Origin of the sequence: Enterobacter cloacae complex sp. P42RS (assembly GCF_014930595.1) — a bacterium.
In the GTDB taxonomy this organism is placed as follows: domain Bacteria; phylum Pseudomonadota; class Gammaproteobacteria; order Enterobacterales; family Enterobacteriaceae; genus Enterobacter; species Enterobacter bugandensis.
In genome coordinates this window covers 427,998-451,448 of the sequence record NZ_JADBRK010000005.1, presented here as the reverse complement: position 1 = coordinate 451,448, position 23,451 = coordinate 427,998, and the positions used below count along the sequence as shown (strand labels likewise).

18 protein-coding genes are annotated in these 23,451 nt (G+C 57.1%); 6 read left to right on the top strand and 12 right to left on the bottom strand.

Annotated features, from left to right (window positions below; genetic code table 11):
• Window positions 1-11 precede the first annotated feature (11 nt).
• The gene (locus IM314_RS09970) at window positions 12-635 is read left to right on the top strand and encodes a TRIC cation channel family protein (protein WP_028015568.1); all 624 of its coding nucleotides are present in this window, start codon (window positions 12-14) and stop codon (window positions 633-635) included.
• A 58-nt stretch (window positions 636-693) separates the two neighbouring features.
• On the opposite strand, the gene erpA is transcribed toward IM314_RS09970, so the two are convergent.
• Together erpA and clcA are read right to left on the bottom strand one after the other, a co-directional pair.
• Window positions 694-1,038: an iron-sulfur cluster insertion protein ErpA gene (erpA, locus tag IM314_RS09965; RefSeq protein WP_008501923.1), complete on the bottom strand. Its 345-nt coding sequence runs from the start codon at window positions 1,036-1,038 to the stop codon at window positions 694-696.
• Window positions 1,039-1,117: 79 nt separating this feature from the next.
• Window positions 1,118-2,518: a H(+)/Cl(-) exchange transporter ClcA gene (gene clcA, locus IM314_RS09960; RefSeq protein WP_041911200.1), complete on the bottom strand. Its 1,401-nt coding sequence runs from the start codon at window positions 2,516-2,518 to the stop codon at window positions 1,118-1,120.
• A 177-nt stretch (window positions 2,519-2,695) separates the two neighbouring features.
• Between clcA and hemL the strand changes: the two genes are divergently transcribed.
• Complete coding sequence (gene hemL, locus IM314_RS09955; protein WP_041911201.1) at window positions 2,696-3,976, top strand: glutamate-1-semialdehyde 2,1-aminomutase; 1,281 nt, start codon at window positions 2,696-2,698, stop codon at window positions 3,974-3,976.
• A 93-nt stretch (window positions 3,977-4,069) separates the two neighbouring features.
• Here hemL and fhuB read toward each other — a convergent pair whose 3' ends face one another.
• The 10 genes from fhuB to hrpB form a co-directional block, all read right to left on the bottom strand.
• A complete protein-coding gene (fhuB, locus tag IM314_RS09950; RefSeq protein ID WP_193358508.1) occupies window positions 4,070-6,052 on the bottom strand; it encodes a Fe(3+)-hydroxamate ABC transporter permease FhuB in 1,983 nt (660 codons plus the stop codon).
• Window positions 6,049-6,939 (bottom strand): Fe(3+)-hydroxamate ABC transporter substrate-binding protein FhuD, encoded by an 891-nt coding sequence (gene fhuD, locus IM314_RS09945; protein WP_193358509.1) that lies wholly within the window; start codon window positions 6,937-6,939, stop codon window positions 6,049-6,051. Before fhuD ends, fhuB begins: the two co-directional genes overlap by 4 nt.
• Entirely contained in the window at window positions 6,939-7,736 is a 798-nt protein-coding gene (gene fhuC / locus IM314_RS09940) for a Fe3+-hydroxamate ABC transporter ATP-binding protein FhuC (protein WP_059354876.1), read from the bottom strand. The genes fhuD and fhuC overlap by 1 nt, the downstream gene beginning before the upstream one ends.
• A 50-nt stretch (window positions 7,737-7,786) precedes the next feature.
• A complete protein-coding gene (gene fhuA, locus IM314_RS09935; RefSeq protein ID WP_193358510.1) occupies window positions 7,787-10,042 on the bottom strand; it encodes a ferrichrome porin FhuA in 2,256 nt (751 codons plus the stop codon).
• Window positions 10,043-10,245: 203 nt separating this feature from the next.
• On the bottom strand, window positions 10,246-11,250 hold the full coding sequence (locus tag IM314_RS09930; protein WP_188245744.1) for a fimbrial protein: 1,005 nt from the start codon (window positions 11,248-11,250) through the stop codon (window positions 10,246-10,248).
• Between the two features lie 12 nt (window positions 11,251-11,262).
• Complete coding sequence (locus IM314_RS09925) at window positions 11,263-13,740, bottom strand: fimbria/pilus outer membrane usher protein (protein WP_041911204.1); 2,478 nt, start codon at window positions 13,738-13,740, stop codon at window positions 11,263-11,265.
• A 19-nt stretch (window positions 13,741-13,759) separates the two neighbouring features.
• Entirely contained in the window at window positions 13,760-14,473 is a 714-nt protein-coding gene (locus IM314_RS09920; RefSeq protein WP_041911205.1) for a molecular chaperone, read from the bottom strand.
• Window positions 14,474-14,516: 43 nt separating this feature from the next.
• Window positions 14,517-15,089 (bottom strand): fimbrial protein, encoded by a 573-nt coding sequence (locus tag IM314_RS09915; protein WP_193358511.1) that lies wholly within the window; start codon window positions 15,087-15,089, stop codon window positions 14,517-14,519.
• 333 nt (window positions 15,090-15,422) lie between these two features.
• A complete protein-coding gene (mrcB, locus tag IM314_RS09910; RefSeq protein WP_045631651.1) occupies window positions 15,423-17,948 on the bottom strand; it encodes a bifunctional glycosyl transferase/transpeptidase in 2,526 nt (841 codons plus the stop codon).
• Window positions 17,949-18,093: 145 nt separating this feature from the next.
• Window positions 18,094-20,523, bottom strand: a complete 2,430-nt coding sequence (gene hrpB, locus IM314_RS09905) for an ATP-dependent helicase HrpB (RefSeq protein WP_193358512.1) — start codon at window positions 20,521-20,523, stop codon at window positions 18,094-18,096.
• 73 nt (window positions 20,524-20,596) lie between these two features.
• On the opposite strand from hrpB, the gene thpR reads away from it, so the two are divergent.
• The 4 genes from thpR (at window position 20,597) to gluQRS (ending at window position 23,427) form a co-directional block, all read left to right on the top strand.
• The gene (gene thpR, locus IM314_RS09900) at window positions 20,597-21,151 is read left to right on the top strand and encodes an RNA 2',3'-cyclic phosphodiesterase (RefSeq protein WP_045259483.1); all 555 of its coding nucleotides are present in this window, start codon (window positions 20,597-20,599) and stop codon (window positions 21,149-21,151) included.
• Complete coding sequence (sfsA, locus tag IM314_RS09895; RefSeq protein ID WP_041911210.1) at window positions 21,141-21,845, top strand: DNA/RNA nuclease SfsA; 705 nt, start codon at window positions 21,141-21,143, stop codon at window positions 21,843-21,845. The genes thpR and sfsA overlap by 11 nt, the downstream gene beginning before the upstream one ends.
• A 176-nt stretch (window positions 21,846-22,021) precedes the next feature.
• Window positions 22,022-22,477 (top strand): RNA polymerase-binding protein DksA, encoded by a 456-nt coding sequence (gene dksA / locus IM314_RS09890; protein WP_013095632.1) that lies wholly within the window; start codon window positions 22,022-22,024, stop codon window positions 22,475-22,477.
• A 59-nt stretch (window positions 22,478-22,536) separates the two neighbouring features.
• On the top strand, window positions 22,537-23,427 hold the full coding sequence (gluQRS, locus tag IM314_RS09885) for a tRNA glutamyl-Q(34) synthetase GluQRS (RefSeq protein ID WP_041911211.1): 891 nt from the start codon (window positions 22,537-22,539) through the stop codon (window positions 23,425-23,427).
• Window positions 23,428-23,451: the final 24 nt, after the last annotated feature.

Sequence of the window (23,451 nt, the reverse complement as noted above, 5' to 3'; positions counted from 1 at the left end):
AGGATTTAACGATGCTCGTTTATTGGCTGGATATTCTTGGTACAGCCGTTTTTGCTATCTCCGGCGTCCTGCTCGCCGGAAAACTACGCATGGATCCGTTTGGCGTGCTTGTGCTTGGCGTGGTGACTGCCGTTGGCGGCGGGACAATCCGCGATATGGCGCTGGCAAATGGCCCGGTGTTTTGGGTGAAAGATCCTACAGACCTGGTCGTGGCGATGGTGACCTGTCTGTTGACCATTGTGCTGGTTCGCCAGCCCCGCCGATTACCCAAATGGATATTGCCGGTACTGGATGCCGTCGGTCTGGCCGTGTTTGTCGGTATTGGCGTCAATAAGGCGTTTAATGCGGGCACCGGCCCGATGGTGGCGATCTGCATGGGCGTGTTAACCGGCGTGGGCGGCGGCATCATTCGCGACATTCTGGCGCGTGAGGTGCCGATGATCCTGCGTACTGAAATTTACGCAACGGCCTGTATTGCGGGCGGCATTGTCCACGCGACCGCATACTACACGTTTGCACTTCCGCTGGAAAACGCCGCGATGCTGGGGATGGTCGTTACGCTGGTGATACGTTTAGCGGCGATACGCTGGCACCTGAAGCTGCCGACGTTTGCGCTGGATGAAACGTCAAGATAGGCGTCGTTTATAAGCCCGGTGGCGCTTCGCTTACCGGGCCTACAATCCGCATTCAGGCTTAAATGCTGAACGAAGAACCACACCCGCAGGTGCTTGTTGCGTTCGGGTTGGTCACCACAAAACGCGAACCTTCCAGACCTTCGGTGTAATCCACCGAACCGCCCACCAGATACTGCAGGCTCATCGGGTCAACTACCAGCGCGACGCCCTGCTTCTCGATGGTCATATCGCCGTCGTTCACCTGATCGTCAAAGGTAAAACCGTACTGGAAGCCGCTGCAGCCACCACCAGTAATATAGACACGCAGTTTCAGATCCGGATTGTCTTCGTCGGCAATCAGGGTTTTCACTTTGTTGGCTGCTGCTTCGGTAAACTCCAGCGGCACAGCTACGTCATCACTCATCTTATGCTCCCATGAATACTGCTATTGGGTAAAATTCACCCAATTCTTTTCGTCATTATCTAATACCCTGGTAATTCATTCAAGTATTCTGCGTGGCGGCCCGCTCCGCCTCTTGTTTTGCCAGGGTACGCGCGAGGATGGTGGAGTATAGCGGTTTTCCACCCAGGAATTGGGCTAATAGTGTCGCGCCGAGACAGGTAATGATCATTGGCAAAATGAGCTGGTAATTATCCGTCATCTCCAGCACCAGCACGATGCCGGTTAACGGCGCGCGCAGGGAGGCGGCCAGCAGCGCCCCCATTCCGGCCACTGCAAAGGTGCCGGCGTCCAGGTGGTAAGCGGGGAAACCTGCCTCAGCCGCCATACCAAACGCGGTGCCGAGCAGCGTTCCCAGCGCCAGCATCGGGGCAAAAATCCCGCCGGGCGCGCCGGAGGAGAAGCACAGTACCGTCGTAATGACCCTGGAGAAAAACATAAACAGCAGCAAACCCACGCTGAAATTCCCGGCTGCGGCAATGGGAATCAGCCCGAAACCGCCGCCCGCGGCATTCGGTTCAATAAAGCCGAGCACGCCACAAATGCCGCCCAGCAGGCCGCCCATCAGCACCCATTTCGTGGTATTGCCGCCGTGAACGCGCTGGAACATATCCTGAGCGCGTAAGATAAAGGTGTTAAACAGCGGGCCCACCACACCAAAAATCATGCCGAGGATCAGGTATAGCCACAGGGTGTTAACCGGTGCGTTGGTCAGTTTACCGACTTCAATCACCGCCCCTTCGCCATTAAAGATGCGAAAGACGATGCTCGACATAATGACGCCGGTAAACACCGCTTTAATGGAGATCAGGTTGTAGCGGAACTGCGCGCGCATCTCTTCGATGATGAACAAAATACCGGCCAGCGGCGCGTTAAACGCCGCAGAAAGCCCCGCCGCTGCACCGGTGGCCAGCAGCGTATGGCGCGCCTCGGCGCTGCGCATGCGGAACAGATCGCCCACCATGCGGCCGACGTTCCCCCCCAGTTGCACCGTTGGCCCTTCCCGGCCGAGCACCATCCCTGCGCCCAGCGTCCCCATGCCGCCAATAAACTTAACCGGGATCACCCGCCACCAGCGCACCGGGCGCAGCTCTTCCAGCGCGCCTTCAATTTCCGGGATGCCAGACCCGCCCGCCTCCGGGGCGAATTTACGCACCAGAAAATACCCCACCATGGCAAACAGCGCAGACAGGCCGAATGCCGCTACCCAGACCAGCCATTCGCGATCGGCAAAACCGGCTACGGTACCGACTCGCCAGTTGAGTACGGCATTAACCGCTTTTTCAAACGCCACGCCAACCAGCCCTGCAAGGGTACCCACCACGGCAGCGGCCAGCAGGATCGCCAGCGGCGTTTTATCGCGATTGAGCAGCCGCCGAATGCTGATTCGGTGCTGGGCGCGCGTAAACTGTTGTTCTTCGAAAGACGGGGAATCTGATTTCATGTCCTGTTCTTATTCGTCATACAAAAAGCCGCGAAGATTTTACCAGAGACCTTCCCTGCGACGCCTGAAAAATACTTAACAAATCTTAAAGCATTAACAGGCTAAAAATTTCATAACCTTCTGCGGATCACTTAGAATAGTGTGCTTAATCATTTTATACGAACCAGGAACGACGCCATGAGCAAGTCTGAAAACCTCTACAGTGCAGCCCGCGAGCTAATCCCCGGTGGCGTGAACTCGCCAGTACGCGCCTTTACCGGCGTGGGCGGCACGCCGCTGTTTATTGAACGTGCTGACGGCGCGTATCTGTATGATGTCGATGGCAAAGCCTATATCGATTACGTCGGTTCCTGGGGGCCGATGGTTCTCGGACATAACCATCCTGCCATTCGTAACGCGGTCATCGAAGCCGCGCAGCGCGGCCTGAGCTTCGGTGCGCCGACCGAGATGGAAGTGAAAATGGCGGAGCTGGTTACCGAACTGGTGCCGACCATGGACATGGTGCGTATGGTGAACTCCGGTACCGAAGCCACCATGAGTGCCATCCGTCTGGCGCGCGGCTTTACCGGTCGCGACAAAATCATCAAATTCGAAGGCTGCTACCACGGCCATGCGGACTGCCTGCTGGTGAAAGCGGGCTCCGGCGCGCTGACCCTCGGCCAGCCAAACTCGCCTGGCGTACCTGCTGATTTCGCGAAGCACACCCTGACCTGCACCTACAACGATCTAAACACCGTTCGCGCGGCGTTCGAGCAGTATCCGCAGGAGATCGCCTGCATTATCGTTGAACCGGTTGCGGGCAACATGAACTGCATCCCTCCGCAGCCTGACTTCCTGCCGGGCCTGCGCGCGCTGTGCGATGAGTTCGGCGCGCTGCTGATCATCGATGAAGTGATGACCGGCTTCCGCGTGGCACTGGCGGGCGCCCAGTCTTATTATGAGGTTGAGCCGGACCTGACCTGCCTCGGCAAAATCATCGGCGGCGGCATGCCGGTCGGTGCTTTCGGCGGTCGTAAGGACGTGATGGAAGCCCTGGCGCCAACCGGACCGGTTTACCAGGCGGGCACGCTATCCGGTAACCCAATTGCCATGGCTGCAGGCTTCGCCTGTCTGACCGAAGTGGCGCAGCCGGGTATTCATGAAACCCTGACGGACCGTACCACGCAGCTGGCAAACGGTCTGCTGGAAGCCGCAGAAGAAGCGGGAATTCCGCTGGTTGTTAACCACGTGGGCGGCATGTTCGGGATTTTCTTCACCGATGCGAAAACCGTGACCCGCTATCAGGACGTGGTGAAGTGCGACGTTGAACGCTTCAAGCGCTTCTTCCACCTGATGCTGGAAGAAGGCGTGTACCTGGCACCGTCCGCGTTCGAAGCGGGCTTTATGTCCGTGGCGCACAGCGAAGAAGATATCAATAACACCATCGACGCGGCGCGTAAGGTATTTGCGAAGCTGTAAGATGTGCGGCTTGATGCCCTCACCCCAACCCTCTCCCACAGGGAGAGGGAGCAAACACTAAAACGGCAATCTAAAGATTGCCGTTTGCTTTTATTACCGACTCTGCTTTCTCAACAGATAGATAAAGTAAGGCGCACCGATAAAGGTCGACAGCAGGCCCGCCGGGATCTGATACGGGAACAGCACCATCCTTCCACACCAGTCGGCAAACACCAGAATGACCCCGCCCGTCAGGGCCGACATCACAATATGTGGCATCGTCCGTCGGAAACCCATCATTCTGGCGATATGCGGCGCCATCAACCCTACAAAGCTTAGTGGACCGATGGTCATGGTGGCGGTTGCCGTCAGACACGCCGCCAGCAGAAGAAGCGCGACGCGCGTTGGCGTCAGCGCTAAGCCAACCGCACGCGCGGTTTCGCCCCCCAGCGGCAGAATGGTCATCCAGCGACGGCACAGCGGTACCATCGCCAGCAGCACGATCATAACGCTTCCTGACCAGGCAACCTGGCTGGCGGTGGCGTTGTACGTTGAGCCGGAAATCCAGGTCAGGATCTTCGCCATGCGCGGATCGCCGCTCGCCTGCAGCATCATCAGCAACATAGTAAAGGCGGTGCTGAGCGCCATACCGGCCAGCAGCATGCGGTGCGGAGAAAATCCGCCGCGGCCAGAGGCAACCAGAATAATCATCAACGTGGCCGCCGCACCGATACTCCCGGCAGGCATCAGCCAGCCAAACGCATTGCCCGGCACCAGGAAGAGCATCAGCACCACGCCAAAGGCTGCGCCGGAGCTGATCCCCAGCACTTCAGGGCTTGCCATCGGGTTACCGGTCAGACGCTGAATAATACAGCCCGCCACCGCCAGCATCACCCCGGCAATCAGCGCGGAGAGAATACGCGGCCAGCGCCACTGCAGCAGTTCGTTGAGTAAGTCACCCGTTGCCCAGTGCCAGCCTGCGGCATCGCGCCCAAACGCGAGGGCGGCAAACGAGGCGATAAGCAACACCGCCAGACCGGCAAGGCTGAACCACAGCACCGACTGACGTTCAGCGTAGACCTTATCGCCCGCGTCCATCGCTGGGGCGCTGATGCTGCGCAGACGGGGGAGCAGCCACAGCAGCAGCGGCGCCCCAATAAGCGCCGTTGCCGACCCGGTAGACACTTCCATCCAGACGCGCGCCAGCCAGATAATGATCTGATCGGAAAGCCAGAGGATCAGCGCCCCGATCAGCGGCGCCAGCAGCAGACGTGCCAGAAGGCGACGCGCCCCGAGCATTTTCGCCAGCAGCGGCGCAAAGAGGCCGATAAACCCGATGATGCCAACCGCGTTAACCAGCAGAGCGCTCAGCACAATCGCCAGCGTGAGCGCCGCCAGACGAGCCAGCGACAGCGCCAGCCCCAGGTTGCGCGCCACGCCATCATCCAGCCCCATCAGAGTGAGCGGGCGCAGCAGCAGCAGCGTGAGCACCACGCCGCCAAACAATTGTGGCCACAGGCGCTGGACGATACTCCAGTCGGTCTGGGTGAGCGTGCCGGTGCTCCACATAAACATGCTTTGCAGCTGGTCGTGGTGAAACAGCACCAGAAGCTGGTTGATCGCGCCGCAGTAGAGGCTGACGACCAGCCCGGCGAGGATCAGCGTGACCGGCGAGAGACGTTTTCCCCAGGCCACGCCAAAGACCAGCGCGCCCACGACGCAGGCGCCTGCCAGCGCGGCAAACTGCGAGGTTAATGCTCCCGGCAGCGTCCAGAGGGTGGTGATGGTGATCCCCAGCTGTGCCCCCGTCGCCACGCCCAGCGTGGTTGGCTCCGCCAGCGGGTTACGCAGCACCTGCTGGAACAGCACGCCCACCAGCCCCAGCCCCGCCCCGACCAGCAGGGAGATGCTAAGACGCGGCAGCAGGCTGTAGTGGAACAACATCTGCTGAATATTGTCGATATCCGGGGTGGCAAACGCGGCCGCCCACTGCTCGCGCGGCAGTGCCGTGGAGAGGTTGAACCCGGTTAGCGCCAGCGCCGCCAGAAAAATCAGCCCCAGCAGCAGCGCCGGGAAACGGGCAATACGCGTACTCATGCTTTGCCCCCCATCACGTTGTCCAGCACGCGGGCAAAGTGCATTGCCGACAGCGTCGCGCCGTAAAACCATACCGCAGGGGCGCGCAGGAAGCGCTGCTCGCGCACGAACGGCATCGCCTGCCAGAGCGGGGTCGCCATCAGGGTTTGCATTTCACGCTCGTTGCCGTGGTCAAAGCACAGCACGTCGACGTCGCGAAACGCCGCCAGGCGGTCGATGCCCACGGCGGTGCTTCCCCAGAACGTCATCTCGCCTTCCCAGGCGTTGCGAATGCCGAAGTTGTCGAGCACTTCCTGGAACAGGCAGTTCTTTCCAAAGACCAGCATATGGCGGGCATCCAGCAGCGTCACCATCAGCAAAGGCCGATCGCCACGGCGGGCAAAGCGCGGCTTAAGAGACTCAATCAGCGCGTCAAACTCATCGAGATGCTGTTTTGCTTCCGCTTCCCGGTTGAGGAACTGGGCCATCTCGTGGATGGAATTTTTTGCCATGGTCAGCGGCTTTTTACCGTCGCTAAAGGAAAAGCCTCGTCCCGGCGCAATCTTCGCCATGATCTCTTCCGACGGGCCATACCCCGCAGACCAGAATAAATAAGACGGTTTCATCTGCGTGAGAAGCTCAAGGTTTGGCTCCGTGCGCAGACCGATGTCGATGACCGAGTCCGGCAGTTTTGGCTCATTCACCCACAGGGTGTAGTTGGGAATGTCGGCCACGCCGTAGGGCGTGATACCCAGGGCCATCATCAGCTCGACGGGTAACCACTCCAGCGCCACGATGCGGTGCGGATCGATAGCGGCGGCGCGGGCCGGGGCCATCTTCAACAGCAGCGGCGAGAGCGCCATGGCCGTCAGCAGGCGACGGCGGCTAATGTATATTGAATCCAGCATCAGTAGACAAAGCTCACGGGAGCAGCCCCGGCCGGGTGAGGCAGAATACCCATCGGAATACCATAAATCTGTTCCAGCGTTTCGCTGCGCATCAGCTCAGACGGCGTGCCCTGAGCGATCATTTCACCGCCGCGCAGCGCGACGAGGTAGTCACAGTAGCGTGCCGCCATGTTGATATCGTGCAGGACAGCGATCACCGTCAGGCCGCGCTGCTGGCTTAAGCGATGCACCAGCGCCAGCACGTCGACCTGATGGGCGATATCCAGCGCAGAGGTCGGTTCATCCAGCAGCAGGCAGCGGCTGTCCTGCGCCACCAGCATCGCAATCCACGCCCGCTGACGTTCACCGCCGGACAGACTATCCACCAGGCGATGCGCCAGCGGTTTTAGCCCTACCAGCGCAATCGCCTCTTCTACTTTCTCCCGGTCGGCGACGCCGAAGCGGCCAAGCGCCCCGTGCCACGGATAGCGGCCAATCGCTACCAGCTCACGCACCGTCATCCCTTCCGCCTGCGGCAGCTGCTGCGGCAAGTAGGCCACCTTGCGGGCAAAGGCTTTACTGCTCCAGCCCTCCAGCGGCCGATCGTCCAGCAGAATATCCCCTTCAGAAGGTGGCTGGTGGCGTCCCAGCATCTTGAGCAGCGTGGATTTACCGGAACCGTTGTGGCCAATCAGGCCCGTCACTTTACCGGCAGGAAACGTCAGAGAGAGCGGATGCAGCAGGGTGCGCCCGGGTACGCGAAAGGAGAGATTATTGAGCGTAAAGGTGGTGTCGGATTGCGTTTTATTATCCTGCATGTCAGCCAACTTAAATAAAAAGGGCACGGCGAACCGTGCCCATAAAGAGGTTAGAAGCGGAAGGTCGCGGTGGCGACAACCTGGCGTTCAGCACCCCAGAAGCAACCGTAGGTGTTGAAGCAGCTGGCAACGTACTCACGATCGAACAGGTTGTTCACGTGAAGCGCGACGTTTGATCCGGCCATGCCTACACGCGCCAGATCGTATCTGACCAGTGCATCAACCAGTGTATAGCTTCCAACAGTGAAGCTATTCGCCGGGTCACCTTTGCTGGAGCCGGTATAACGCACACCGGTACCCAGCGTCAGGCCAGACAGTGGGCCGTCAAACATTGTGTAATCACCCCACAGGGATGCCATATGTTTTGGCACCTGCGCCGGCGTGTTGCCTTTGTAGTTGGTGTCGGTGGTGTATTCCGCATCGGTATAGGTATAAGAACCGACAACGTTCACGCTTGCAGAGAGCGCCGCTTTCGCTTCCAGCTCTACGCCACGGGCGCGGATTTCGCCACCCTCAACGGAGAAGGGTGAGCCCGCCGGGTCAGCCATCAGGTTGTTGGTTTTGGTCAGCTGATACACTGCACCGGTGATCACGATCGGACGATCGTTAGGCACGTATTTCACGCCCGCTTCGTACTGTTTGCCTTTAGACGGTGAGAATGGTTTACCTTGAGCGTCGGTCAGGGAAGCCGGTTCAAAGGATTCGCTGTAGCTGAAATAAGGAGTTACCCCGTTGTCGAACAGGTAGTTAACGCCGCCACGCCAGGTGAACTGAGTATCATCACGCTTGGCGGTGGTATTTAATACGCGGTTGTAGGACTCCTGATCGGCCCAGTCGTAACGGCCGCCCAGTGTCACCAGCACTTTATCCCATTCGATCTGATCCTGAGCGTAAACGCCGGTCTGCTTCTGCTTGTTCAGCACCTGGTAAGCACCAGACGGTCCAGGGTGTGAACCGAAATCGAAATCGCCACGATCGAGATCGTAAATATCGGATGGCGCAACGGAGCCGGCGTAGCCGAACCAGGAGTTAATATCATTACGCATGCGCATGAAATCAACGCCTGTCAGCAGAGTATGGTCGAGAGCCCCCGTCGCGAACTTGCTCTGAAGCTGCGTATCAACGGTGAAGTTTTGCAGCTTCTCGTCATCGATCACATACTGGCGAGTCAGCGTATGCCCCCATTGTGACTGAGGAATGCTCGCGCAAGGACTGGATGCCGGATTACTCGAATAGAGCGGATCGGAACACATGCCGTAGCCGTAAACGCTGTTTTGCGAGGTTTTGTTCTCGGCAAAGCGCAGATTCTGACGCACGGTGAAAGTGTCGTTGAATTCGTGGTCGAAGCTGTATCCCACCATTTTCTGGTTTCGGGAATAGGTGTTGTTCTTCGCGCCTTCATTGAAGTTCGTCGGCAGACGATCGCCGTTTGGCAGCGGGTCAACCGTCCCCTCTTTTGGCAGCCAGCCGTAGTAGCCCGTTTCAGGCTCGTTCTGGAAGTAGGAGAGGAACGTGAAGGTAGTTTTATCATCCGGACGCCAGGAGAACGATGGCGCGATAGCGTAACGCTGTTCGCCTTTACCTTCCTGCTGGGAATTGTTCGAGCGCGCAACACCCGTCAGGCGGTATGAATAGACGCCGTCATCGTCGATCGCATCGCTAAAGTCAAAGCCGGTCTGGAACAGGCTGTCCGTACCCACTTTAAACTGGATCTCTTTCAACGGCTCGGTTGTTGGGCGCTTACTTACCATGTTCAGCAGGCCGCCCGGGCTGCTTTTACCGTACAGAACGGAAACCGGACCGCGCATGATTTCAGCGCGCTCCAGCATATACGGGTCAATCACCGCGTCGTTGTAGAAGTTGCCCTGCAGCTTCATGCCGTCGAGGTAGTTATTCTGGCTCTGGCCGTCGGCCGCGAAACCGCGGATCACGAGGTAGTCATAGGTATTCGAAGCACCTCGGGTACCCACCGCAACGCCCGGCGTGTAGCTCAGGGCTTCTTTCACCGAACGTGGCTGATGCAGCGCCATCTCTTCGGCAGTTACCACAGAAATAGACTGTGGAACCTTTTGAATTGGGGTGTCTGTTTTGGTACCGGTCGCAGATTGGCGAGCGGCGATAGTCGCAGCAGGTCCCCAGGCACTTTCCTGTGCAGCAGGTGCGGCTGTAACGGTAATGGTTTCTTCTTTTTTAGGGGTTTCGGCAGCGTGAGCAAATGCAGACATGCCGGCAACCGCTGTGGCTACGACAACCGCGACTTTACGCAGCGACGTGTTAATTGGCTGAGCAGTATTGGAAAGCGCCATGTTTATCTCTGATGGAAAAGTGAATGATAACGTAAACGAGAATTATTATTATGACCGCAGAATAATATGCGAAACGCTGGTTGCATAGCAAGCAGTAAGCGCCCCTACAAGATTTAAGGGTTTAAGAATTAACCAGATGAAAAGAGAGGGTTAATGAGGTTAGCGAAATGATCGCTTAAGCCCGCCGAAACGGGCAGAGAGAATTAACGGTAAAACACCTCGAACGTGGCGACGGAGTCGACTTTGCCCGCTTTAACCTCTCCCGTTTTGACGTAGCGCGCCTTGAGGGGAATTTCGACAGGAACCTTGTCCTGCGTGCTGGTTATCGCCGTGTAGTTCCGATCAAACTGCAGCACGGTATTATTCTGGTCGAGGATCTGAATGCCAACGCCCTCGGCGGCAGAGTCTCCGCTGGCGATGCCCAAAATATTGCCGTTCGTTACGCCCGTCGAGCCCGCGCTGGTGAACTGATAATCAACCTTCGTCCCTGCCGCGCAGTCGGTGATTTCAATCTTAAAGCTACCGTCAGTGAGTACGTCGGAATATTGGCCGGTAAAATCCTGCGTATTGACCGTTCTTAGCGGCACATAGATGTTCCGGTCGACCAGATTACAGGTATTGGTCGTAATGTGGACGCTGGCAGGAGAAAAGCGCATTTCACCGATCGCCGCGTTGCCCAGGATATCCATTGACGTTAATCGCGACGTATCCAAATCCCCCTCCTGGATATCGCCCGTCACGACCAGCTGTGCAGCGGCGCGAAACGTCGATGTGCTCTGCGAATAACCATGTATCGAACCCAGATAGTGGATAGGCCGGACAATATCCTCTTCATTGTAACCGGGAAAGCGTTCGCTCGACGCAGCCGCGCGGATGCCAATACCCGGCACATTAGTCTGATAAACCCCGGGCATGACATCTTCTCGTGCATCGGTATCCGTGAGGTACAGATACCCTCGCCGTACTTGCGCATCACCGCTACAGTCCACCGTCACCGCTTTACTCTCAACGCTGGCGTCATAAATGACGGTGCCGACGGGCGTGTCGGGCGCAACAACGATCACCGGAGGAAGTTGAAACGTCACCACGGCATCCACATCAGAACTGCCGTTAAAGGTGCAGTCTGCTCTGGCTGTATGGAAAAAGGCCCCCGTCAGCACGAGCAGAACGGGTAAAAGAAAAGTGTTGACCGAACGACATAGATGCATGAAATACCTCTGTTAATAGCAGTTGACCGTGGCTTTCACGATCCCTGTCGGGCTCTGCGTGGAAATGTCCAGCGTCCCCTGGCACTGCCGATCGCGCTCTTCTCCCCACTGCACGCTAAACGTTGTTTTGCCGGACAGCCCGGTGAGGTAAACCTCGCCGTCATCCCCGACGATGGCCGTGGTGTTATCCAGCGCCACCACGGCACCAAACGGCACGGGCTTACCCGCGTAACGCAGCGTCACCAGCGCGCGTCGTCCAACGCGCGCATCGAAGGTTGCGCTCAGCGCAGCGCCTTTTGTCGGCACGAGATCCAGCGTTGCCGCGTCGATATCAATATCTTCCCGATCCTGGGTATTGACCGTGACGATGTTGTGCCGATAGGCGCTCAGGGAGGGAACAATGGCGTTACCAAAACGGTCCGTAGAGATGCCGCGTCCGTTTTGCACTTTGACGTTATCGCCATCCTTAATGTGCACAATGGCGAATGCGTCGCGGACGGGTTGTCCCAGCGTTACACCATGCTCGTGGGCAACGATTGAGCCCTGCGCGTTGTAGTTCCATTGTCGATTGTCGCCACCATAGCTGTAGCCCATTCCCACCTCACCGGAAGATCCGCGATAACGTCCTGACAGGCTGCCGCCGTAGCCCGTATCCTGGTTGGCATAGGTCTGCTGGAGGTTATAGCTCAGCTTATTGTCCTCAAGCGCGGTACCGCCGAGCCCGACCTGGTGCGAGACAAACCCGCCGCTGGCGGTGTTGGCGCTGTAGGTTGCCCATGAATCAGGCAGCCACGTTGATAACGGAATGTTGACCGTCAACGCCATTTGCCGGTCGGTATCAGCGTCCGGCGTGCGAGTCAGGTTGTAGCTTATCGACCAGGTGATATTGCGCCAGCTGGAGCTCAACCCCGCGGTGACGCTACGCTCATGACCGTCCATATCCCAGTAATCCTGCTGATACCCGTTGAGATAGGCCGAGCCCCAGTCAGAAACCCGCTGGGAAAGGTTGAGCTGCATGCGGCTACGGCGGTTATTAGTTCTGCGGTAGGTATAAATGCCGTCATCGATTTCGCTGTCACGCTGATCGATAGCTTCCTGAAAGGTATAGAACCCCGATGTGGAGTAGCGATAGCTGGCAAGCGTGATGGTGGTATCCGTGTCGGGAATATCTTTTGAATACTGCGCCCGCCAGGATAAACCGCTGGCATCGTCGCGCCCGTCATCAAACGCGGTACGAGCGGCCGTGAGGTCGACAGAGGCGGAGCCGAAATGCCCCAGATCGGCACCGAGCCCCAGCAGCAGCGCGTGATACAGTGATGAACCCAGCGCGCCGGTATACGCCGTGACGCCGTAAGGCAGACCATAGATGGCTGTGCCTTGCGCAAAGGTGGGTTCGTCTTCACCTTCATTACCGCGATAGCGCCCTGCGGCCAGCGAATACTTAAAGCCGCCTTCCCGCTGTAACACCGGCACCGACGCGCTGGCCTGGATGAAGCTATGCTCGCTGCCGTCCGCCTCTTCGACGGTCACTTCCAGATCGGCTCCGGATGTTACCTGGCTTAAATCGCGGATCTCGAACGGCCCCGGTGAGACGTTTGTCTGATAGATGGTGTAGCCGTTTTGCTTGATAGTGACTTTCGCATCGCTATTGGCAATACCGCGCACGACGGGGGCAAAGCCCTGCTGACTAACAGGCAGCATAGAAGTATCCGTTTCCAGCTTCACGCCGGTCATCTGGACGCTGTCAAAAAGTTCACCATTGGTATATGTCTGACCAATCTCAAGCTGGCTTTTCAGCGTTTTGATGTCGCGTTGTAACGTGCTGGCAATGCCCTCCCAGCCAGAAGCGTCGCTCCAGGTGCTGTTATTCCGCAGCCGCCACGCCCCAAGGTTAATCCCCGACTCCAGGCCAAGCCAGGTCGAAGAGGTTTTGCCCGAACTGTAGTGCTGCTGAGAACCGCTGAGTTGATAGCTTGTCCAGGCGGCAGGCGCGCCGTCATCCCAGAATTTTGGATGTATCGCGCCAGCGGCAGCATGGTCGCGGTACGCCTGCGGGATGACCAGCTTCAGGGTCTGGTCATCCTGATTGTATTCGTAACGGGCATTTTCAATGAAATGGGAGATATCGCGGACGTAAGCGCCGTCATCCAGATCTTTTAAGTCCGGGATCGTGTCGACTTTCACGCCGTAATCGCGCAGATCCGCTTTCGTCAGCTCCGGCAGCAGGCGCTGTTTATCGTCAGACAGCACGAAAGCGATGGGACGTTTATCCACAACGTTCCGATCCCACATAACAGTCGTAAGGTAGCTTCCGGCAAGTAGCCCGTTATCGTTAATGAAGTTTTTTAATGTAAAGGTATTTTCGAGGGGCGTATCCAGCTCAAGGATCCGCAGGTTAAATTCGTCATCAGCACAGGCAGGCTGGATCGCGGCGAGCAGCGTCAGCGCGATCCCGTACAGTACCTGTTTGTGAAGCAGAGGTGACGACATAAAATACCAACATGATGATTTAAAGAGCCTGCTTGCGCTGTGGGGTTTGCCCACCGAAATCATTGATTGCCGTCCAGGTCACCGCGCCCTTTGCTGAATTCGGTAACGCGAAACGCTGCTCGCTGAACGGAGCCACCATCATTGAAATGGCGCCTGGCGTGGTTTTGGTCTCTTTCACCGGAACACTTTTCCCACCAACGGCAAGCTCGCCAAACGAGACGTAAAACGGGGTCGGGTTGTTTGCAATTAGCGTGTCGCCCTGACGCTGGAATGTGATTTTTGCGTAGGCTTCCAGGGCATCGCTTTCCTTCAGCTGAGCCGGACGCCAGAAAAGCTTCAGGCGCGTTTTCATCGCAAATTGCAGCGTGTTTTTCTCTTTCAGCTCCGGCGAGAGTGCCGATACGGATTTAACGTTTGCCAGAAACAGAGATTCCCGGTCTGCGGGCAGGCTTTTTTTATCGCCGGTAAAAATAACGTGCAAAAGGGTTTGACGATTTTCCTGCAATTTGTAAACAGGGGGAGTAATAATAAACGGCGCTTTCGCATCATTGGGGTAACTGACCCAGCTTTGCACCAGATAACGTGTATGCGGATCTTTATTTTTAAGTGCTATCTGAACTTCTGATTTATTCGATGGATAAATAATTCGCGTACCACCGAGAACAACACTTGCCTGTACTGAACAGCAGGAAATAATTAAACAACCACATAACAATTTAAATAAAGTCTTCATACAATGTTCCAAAAAGGCAGCCGTTCAGGCTGCCCGTCATTGCTTAGCGATAGACAACCTCGAATGTTGCAGAGGAGGAGTAATGGCCCGCGGTTGGCGCGGTATCACCCACCTGAATCACTTTCGCGGTGTAGTTAAAGACAGAAGCCGTTGCCCCGGTCGCGTCGTTATTCACATCCGTACCCGCATCCGGTACTGAGCCATCGAAAACCACATCGCCTTTCGCGCCGTTCTCATTGCTGACGATGATCCCTACGTTGGTGGCATTACCTGCGCCACTAAGATCGTTCTGGAGGCGCTTATAGGCTGCATCTGTGGTCGTGCCACTGAACTTGAGGTTCAGTTTAGCGACCAGCGGGTCACATTTTTTCACTTCAATCTTAAAGGCTTTTGAGGTGCCAACCGTACCGTCAGCGCCAAAATCCGAAGGATAGGTATCTGCGAAAGTGACGGTGGAAGCGTTAGTCCCTGTGCCATCAACGTTAATTTCACAGGTATCGGCAACAATTTTTCCGGCGAAGTTCACCGTACCGGAATCGTTTGATGCAAATACAGGCAGAGACAGCGCGGCCATAACGCTTCCGGCTAAAAATGTAGCGACAATTTTTTTGTTCATGAAAAATATCCTTATATTTGACAATTGTGGCATCCATTCGCACTACAAATATTTTGAGTCGAAATGTTATCCAGCATGTTACACATGACTGACTAAATAGGAATATCCTTTGAGCCAGTGAATTTCTTATGGCGATTACATCAGATTATTCTTCATTGTGTCCAGAGAGGATAAAGTTACGCAACATGTAGAAGATTTCAAATGCATGTTTTAGATGAAAAAAATGAGAACTTAAAAATTCTAAATTTGATATTTAATTTTTTTAAAAATTGCAGAATGTAAAAAACAAAAAAGCCGCTTTATATTAAAGCGGCTTTTTATTCAGGGAATTAATTAATTCCCACCAAACATATCCTTGATCCAGCCGGCCACGCCATCACTGTCTTTCTTCTCGTTCTGCTGCTGGGCCGGTTGTTGCTGCGGCTGCTGCGGCTGAGAAGATTGATCGAACGGGTTGCCCGTTGGCTGTTCAGGCTGGCTCTGCTGGCACAGTGAGTCCGGGTTGGTCGTCCAGACCGGGAGGGTTCGCATCCCGCCGCCGCAGATAAAGTTCCCGGAACCATCCACGCCCATATCGACGATATCTTCCGGCGCGACCAGGTTCAGCGGCACAGGTGACTGGTTCGCCAGGTAGCGCTGGTAAATCGACATCGCCCCGCTCGCCCCGTAAAGTTTGGTCGGCTGGTTGTTGTCACGGCCTACCCAGGTGATCACCACTTCACGGCCATCAATACCGGCAAACCAGGTATCGACGTTGTTGTTGGTGGTCCCGGTTTTACCCGCCAGATGCAGACCAGGATACTTCGCCCCCAGTTGACGACCGGTACCGCGCTGCACAACCTGCTGCATCGTCCACAGCGTCATGTAGGCCGCCTGCGCAGGAACGGCACGTTCAGCCTGCGGGAAGCTCTGATACAGGACAGAGCCATCTTCGGCAATCACCGAACGCAGGGCAGAGAGCGGTGCGCGGTTACCCCCGCTGGCAATGGTCTGGAACGCCTGCGCCACTTCGATCGGCGTCAGGTTAAGCGCCCCCAGAATCATCGCCGGAACAGGGTGCAGCTGATCTTTCGGTACGCCCAGCTTCTGCCAGGTGTCGACAATGGCCGGCAGGCCCAGCGCCATACCGAGGTTAACCGTAGGTACGTTCATGGAGCGGGTTAACGCATCCACCAGCATCACCTGGCCGCTGAACTGTTTATCATCGTTCTGCGGTGACCAGACCTGGCCGTTAGGCTGACGCAGGGAGATTGGCGCATCGGCGATCCAGGTGTTCAGGCGATACAAATTCGGCTGGCTCAGCGCGGTGAGATAGGTCGCCGGTTTAGCCAGAGAGCCAATCGAACGACGCGCCTGCATCGCGCGGTTGTAGCCCGCATACTGCGGCTCTGCGCCGCCCACCATCGCGCGCACTTCGCCGGTGTTACGGTCAACCACCACCATCGCGGTTTCCAGATCGCTCAGCTTGCGCTGTTTCTTCAGCGCCGGAATGCCTTCAACCGCCGCTTTTTCTGCCGCGTCCTGGGCTACCGAGTCAAAGGTTGTGAAGATCTTCACGCCGGAGAGATCTTTGACCTTATCACCGAGCTTGCTTTGCAGCTCCTGGCGCACCATCTGCATGAAAGCAGGCTGCGGAGAGATCACCCCACCGCGCGGCTGCACGCCCAGCGGACGTGCGCTAAGCATGTCGTATAATTCCTGGTCAATCACCTGCTGCTGTTGCAGCAGACGCAGTACCAGGTTACGACGCTCCAGCGCCAGTTTCGGGTTGCGCCACGGGTTATAAATGGACGCCCCTTTCACCATGCCCACCAGCAGCGCCTGCTGGTCAAGGCTGAGCTCTTCCACCGGACGGCCAAAGTAGTACAGGCTCGCCAGCGGGAAGCCGCGGATCTCGTTATCGCCGCTCTGGCCGAGGTACACCTCGTTCATGTACAGCTCAAGGATACGATCCTTGCTGTAGCGCGCATCCATCAGCACGGCCATGTACGCTTCGTTGGCTTTACGCCAGTAAGAACGCTCGCTGGAGAGGAACAGGTTCTTCACCAGCTGCTGGGTAAGCGTACTCGCCCCCTGCACGGTACGACCCGCAGTCAGGTTCGCCAGCACCGCACGGCCGATGGAGTAGAGACTGATACCGTCGTGCTCGTAGAAATGGCGGTCTTCGGTTGCCAGCAGGGTATCCACCAGCAGATCCGGGAAGCCGTTACGCGCCACGAACAGGCGCTGTTCGCCATTGGCGGACGAGAGCATGGTGATCAGACGCGGATCAAGACGGAAGAAACCGAACTGGCGGTTATTGTCCATGTTCTCAATGGTTTCCAGCCGATCGCCGTCAAAAGTCAGACGCGCGCGCACCTGCCCCTCTTTGCTGTCCGGGAAGTCGAACGGGCGGCGGATCATCTCAATGCTCTTCGCCTGGACGGTAAATTCGCCCGGGCGGGTCATTTTCGTGACCTGACGATACTGCGTAGCTTGCAGCAGTTTCACCATCTCGTTCTTGCTGATGGACATGTCCGGCTCAAGGTTCACCATGCGACCATACACTGCCGCCGGCAATTGCCAGACTTTCCCGTCGATACGGCTGCGGATCTTCTGATCCAGATAAACACCGTAAATCGCGATCAGCACAACAAAAACAATGAACAGCTTCAGCAGCAGCCAGAACCAGCCGCGCTTCCCACGAGGCTTACGCCCTTTGCCTTTTCCTTTACGCGGCATGGGTTCTTCATCCTCATAATCGTCTTCATAGTCATCGTCATACTCCTCATCTCTGAGGCGACGACGGCTTACCTTTTCTTTCGCCGGACGTGCGGGTTTTCCCTTACGTCCTATTGGCTCGCGGTCATTCCCCGCCATGCTTTTTCTCCGCAACTTTCAGGCGCAAAGGCCAGATTTTCTTTTCTTCCACAGGCCTGTGAAAGAAGAAATCTCTCAAAATTGGTTTTCTCCCTCTCTCCGTGGGAGAGGGCCGGGGTGAGGGCATCAGGCCGCACTTTCCCCACTACGAATATTTCTTCGTCCGCCGCGTCGGCGCCGTATTCGCCGGATCGTCCGGCCATACGTGTTTGGGGTAGCGCCCCTTCATCTCTTTCTGCACTTCACGGTAGCTTCCCGCCCAGAACGCCCCCAGATCGCGGGTGATCTGCAACGGACGATGCGCAGGCGAGAGCAGCTCAAGCACCAACGGCACCCGCCCTTCCGCAATAGACGGCGTGGCAGCCTCGCCAAACATCTCCTGCATACGAACCGCCAGCGCCGGAGGATTATCCTCATGATAACGAATGGCAATCCGGCTCCCGGTGGGCACAGTGTAATGCCCAGGAAGCTCACTATCCAGACGTTGACGTAATGACCAGTCCAGTAAATTCTGTAACGCGGTCTTAACATCAAGCGCCTTAAGGGCGCGCAGAGAGTGCACGCCGCTCATTTGCGGCAGCAGCCACTGCTCAAGCGTCGCGAGCAGCGTCTCATCATCCACCGCGGGCCAGCCGTATTCCGGTAGCCACTTCGCGGCGCAGTGCAGACGAATGCGATACTGTTCAGCTTCCGGCGTCCAGTTCAGAACGTTAAGGCCCTTTTCCCGAATGCCGTTCAGCATTGCCTGGTGTAACTCTTCTTCCGACGGCTTCGCCAGCGGTTTCGTCCCGAGGATCAGTTTGCCAATCTGACTACGCCGAAACGCCTTTAGCGTCCCCTGAGCGTCATCCCATTCCACGATGTCCGATTGCTGGAGCAGCTGCGGGCAGGTACGCGTCAGGGCATCTATGTCCACGGCAATCGCCTGTAAAATACGGGCATCAGGAGACTGGCTGCCCTGAAGCAGGAGCGGCGCGATCAGCCATTCATGTCGCGTCAGGGCATCATCGCTGTCCAGCATCGCCCCCATGCCGTTTGCCAGCTGGTAGCGTCCATCCAGCCCGCGGCGGCGCGCAATCCTGTCCGGGAAGGCCAGCGCCAGAAGGGAGGCAATCTTATCGCCGTCAGGTGAACCGCCCCGGCAGTTCAGGCGTTTGCACAGCTGCTGCGCCCGCTGCTGCCAGTTTCCCTGATTGCGCGAAAACGCCTGCCCCAGATCGCTGCTGCCTCCGCGCGGCGGCTCCTCAAGAATAGCCGCCAGTTTCGCCGCTGTGGCAATTTCATCTTCGCCCTGCGCGGCCACCAGCATCGCCGCCAGACGCGGATCGTTGCCCAGCGCCGCCATTTTCTGACCGCGCGCCGTCAGACGTTCACCTTCCAGCGCGCCAAGCTGGGTGAGCAGGCTGCACGCGGCGGCGAGATTCACGGCAGGCGGTGGATTAAGCCAGGTGAGCTGTTCAGGATCCGGGCAGCCCCACAGCAGGAGATCCATCACCAGCCCGGAGAGATCGCTTTGTAAAATCTCCGGCGTGCTTTGCTGTGCCGCGCGTTCAGCCTGCTCCGCGCTGGTCAAATGCAGGCAAATACCCGGCTCAAGACGCCCCGCACGGCCCGCGCGCTGCACCATTGACGCCTGACTGATGCGTTGTGTCAGCAGTTTAGTCAGCCCGGTGCGCGGATCAAAGCTCGCCACCCTCTCCTGCGCGCTATCCACCACCAGGCGAATGCCTTCGATGGTCAAACTGGTTTCGGCAATGTTGGTTGCCAGCACGACTTTACGCTGCCCCGCCGGGGCGGGAAGGATGGCTTTACGCTGTTCGGTCAACGACAGGGCGCCATAGAGCGGGCAAAGCAGTACGTCACTGCCCACCCTGGAGGCCAGCCGCTCCTGCACGCGCTGAATCTCCCCCACGCCGGGCAAAAACAGCAGCAGCGAGCCGGGCGCCTGGCGAAGCAGGTCAGCAGTGGCAATAGCTACCGCTTCGTCAAAGCGCTGATGGGCAGGAAGCGGCTGATAGCGACGCTCAACAGGAAATGCCCGTCCTTCTGAGCTGATGACCGGCGCATCGGGTAATGTCTGTCGTAGCCGCTCGTTATCCAGCGTCGCCGACATAATCAGCAGCCGCAGATCGTCGCGCAGCCCCTGCTGAACGTCGAGCAACAGCGCGAGGGCCAGATCGGCCTGCAGGCTGCGCTCGTGGAATTCATCCAGGATCACCAGCCCGACGCCGTTCAACTCCGGGTCGTTTTGCAGCATGCGGGTAAGAATGCCTTCGGTGACCACCTCAAGCCGCGTGGACGGGCCGACGCAGGTTTCGGCGCGCATCCGGTAGCCTACCGTTTCGCCCGGTTTTTCATTCAGCAGTTCCGCCAGGCGCTGCGCCACGTTGCGCGCGGCCAGCCTGCGCGGCTCCAGCAGGATAATTTTCCCGGCAATCCTCCCCTCTTTAAGGATCTGCAGCGGCAGCCAGGTAGATTTACCCGCCCCCGTAGGCGCGTTAAGCAAAACCTGCGGGGCATGTTGTAAGGCAGCGAGAAGCTCAGGAAGAACGACGGCGACCGGCAATGAGGACACTAACAGCTCCAGAGGGTTAACATTAGTCGGCGTACATTGTAGCATCGGCGAATATCATTACCGAGTCCCCCGTATGTCTGAGTCGAAACGGCTGTTTTTTGCCATTGAATTGCCCACCACCCTACAGCGGCAAATCGTTCGCTGGCGCGCGGAACATTTTCCACCGGAAGCGGGCCGGCCCGTTGCGGCGGCAAACCTGCACCTGACGCTGGCCTTTTTGGGTGACGTGAGCGCCGAAAAACAGCGGGCATTAGCCGCCATGGCCGGACGTATTGTCCAGCCGGCGTTTACGCTGCACCTTGACGATGCGGGTCAGTGGCTGCGTTCGCGCGTGGTCTGGCTGGGTACGCGCCAGCCGCCGCGCGGGTTGTTACAGCTCGCCAATATGTTGCGCGCGCAGGCAGCGCGCAGCGGCTGTTACCAGAGCCCGCAGCCGTTTCATCCGCACGTCACGCTGCTGCGCGATGCCGGTCAGGCTGTTGCCATTCCGCCGCCGGGTTTTCACTGGGCTTTTCCGGTTAATGAATTCGCGCTTTATGAATCCGTCTTTGCACGGGGACGCACCCGCTACAGGCCGCTACAGCGCTGGACGTTGGGCGACACCACAAGGAATTCCGATGAAGTTTAGTCCTGCACTCCAGTCCGCCACGCTGATCCAACGCTACAAACGCTTCCTCGCCGACGTGGTGACGCCGGAAGGCGAAGAGCTCACCCTGCACTGCCCCAACACCGGTGCCATGACCGGTTGCGCCGCACCGGGTGACACGGTCTGGTATTCCACTTCAGAAAATACTAAACGCAAATATCCCCATACCTGGGAAATAACCGAAACGCAAAACGGGGCGTTTATTTGTGTTAATACTCTGCGTGCAAATCAGCTGGTTAAGGAAGCGCTGACGAATGGCGCCATTCCCGAACTGGTGGGTTACGGTACGCATAAAACAGAAGTGAAATACGGCGATGAAGGCAGCAGAATTGACTTCATGTTACAGGCGGAAGGCCGTCCTGAGTGCTATATTGAAGTAAAATCAGTGACGTTAGCGGAACAGGAAAACGGCTTCTTTCCGGATGCGGTAACGCTACGCGGGCAGAAGCATCTGCGAGAGCTAATGAGTGTTGCGGCGGCGGGCAAACGCGCCGTATTGCTGTTTGCGGTGTTGCATACAGCGATTGAACGGTTTTCCCCTGCCCGCCATATCGATCCTAAATACGCACAACTGTTGAATGAGGCACAAAAGCAGGGGGTAGAGGTTTTAGCTTATAAAGCGGAACTTTCTGCCGATAATATGACTCTGAGATCGTCTCTTCCCATTGTCTTATAAGGGATTAGACGATTGATGAATAAGTGTTCTGGCCGCGTGCGCAAATACGCTTTTCCTCACAGGCTTGTCAAGTGTTACGTTTAGATAATTGCCATACGGAAAAGCATCTGCTATTTATAGCGACCTGATTTTTCCCCCAACACGGGGATCGATAGTGCGTGTTAAGGAGAAGCAACATGCAAGAAGGGCAAAACCGTAAAACATCGTCCCTGAGTATTCTCGCCATCGCTGGGGTGGAGCCGTATCAAGAGAAGCCGGGCGAAGAGTATATGAACGAAGCCCAGCTGTCGCACTTCAAGCGTATTCTTGAAGCATGGCGTAATCAACTCAGGGATGAAGTGGATCGCACCGTTTCGCATATGCAGGATGAAGCTGCTAACTTCCCGGATCCGGTAGACCGTGCCGCTCAGGAAGAAGAGTTCAGCCTCGAACTGCGTAACCGTGACCGCGAACGCAAGCTGATCAAAAAGATCGAGAAAACGCTGAAAAAAGTCGAAGACGAAGATTTTGGCTACTGCGAATCCTGCGGTGTTGAAATCGGTATTCGTCGCCTGGAAGCGCGTCCAACCGCCGATCTGTGCATCGACTGTAAAACGCTGGCCGAAATCCGCGAAAAACAGATGGCCGGCTAACGCCAGCGCTGTTTATACACTTCAAAGGCGGGAGTCTCTCCCGCCTTGTTAATGTTGATATGTCTGAATCACACTATATTGGGCGCTTTGCGCCATCTCCTTCCGGTGAATTACACTTCGGCTCATTAATTGCCGCGCTTGGCAGCTACCTGCAGGCTCGCGCCAGTCAGGGTAAATGGCTCGTCCGCATCGAAGATATTGACCCTCCGCGTGAAGTTCCCGGTGCTGCAGACACCATTCTGCGTCAGCTGGAACATTACGGTCTTCACTGGGACGGCGACGTTCTGTGGCAGTCACAACGACATGAGGCTTATCGGGAACGTCTGGCCTGGCTCAGCGCTCAGGGGCTCTCCTATAACTGCACCTGCACCCGCGCGCGTATCCAGAGCGTGGGAGGTGTGTATGACGGCCACTGCCGCACGCTGAATCTTCCCCCGGAAAATGCCGCCGTACGCTTGCTACAGCGCGCGCCCATCACTCGCTTCCACGATCGGCTCTCCGGTGAGATTAGGGCGGATGAACGTCTGGCATGTGAAGATTTTATTATTCACCGTCGTGATGGTCTGTTTGCGTATAACCTGGCGGTGGTCGTCGACGATCATTTCCAGGGCGTGACGGAAATTGTGCGCGGGGCGGACCTGGTCGAACCGACCGTACGGCAAATCTCGCTTTATCATCAGTTTGGCTGGACGGCGCCGGATTACATTCATCTGCCGCTGGCGGTCAATGCGCAGGGCGTTAAGCTCTCCAAGCAGAACCACGCCCCGGCCCTGCCAGACGGCGATCCGCGTCCTGTTTTGATCGACGCGCTGCGATTTCTCAACCAGAATGTAACCAACGAATGGCAGGATCTGCGCATTGACGAATTGCTGAAAATAGCCATTGCCAACTGGACGCTCGCGGCAGTGCCAAAAATCCAGCATTCTCAAATGCGTTGCGCTGAGCTATGATTAGCCGCTTTTTTCATAACAAAA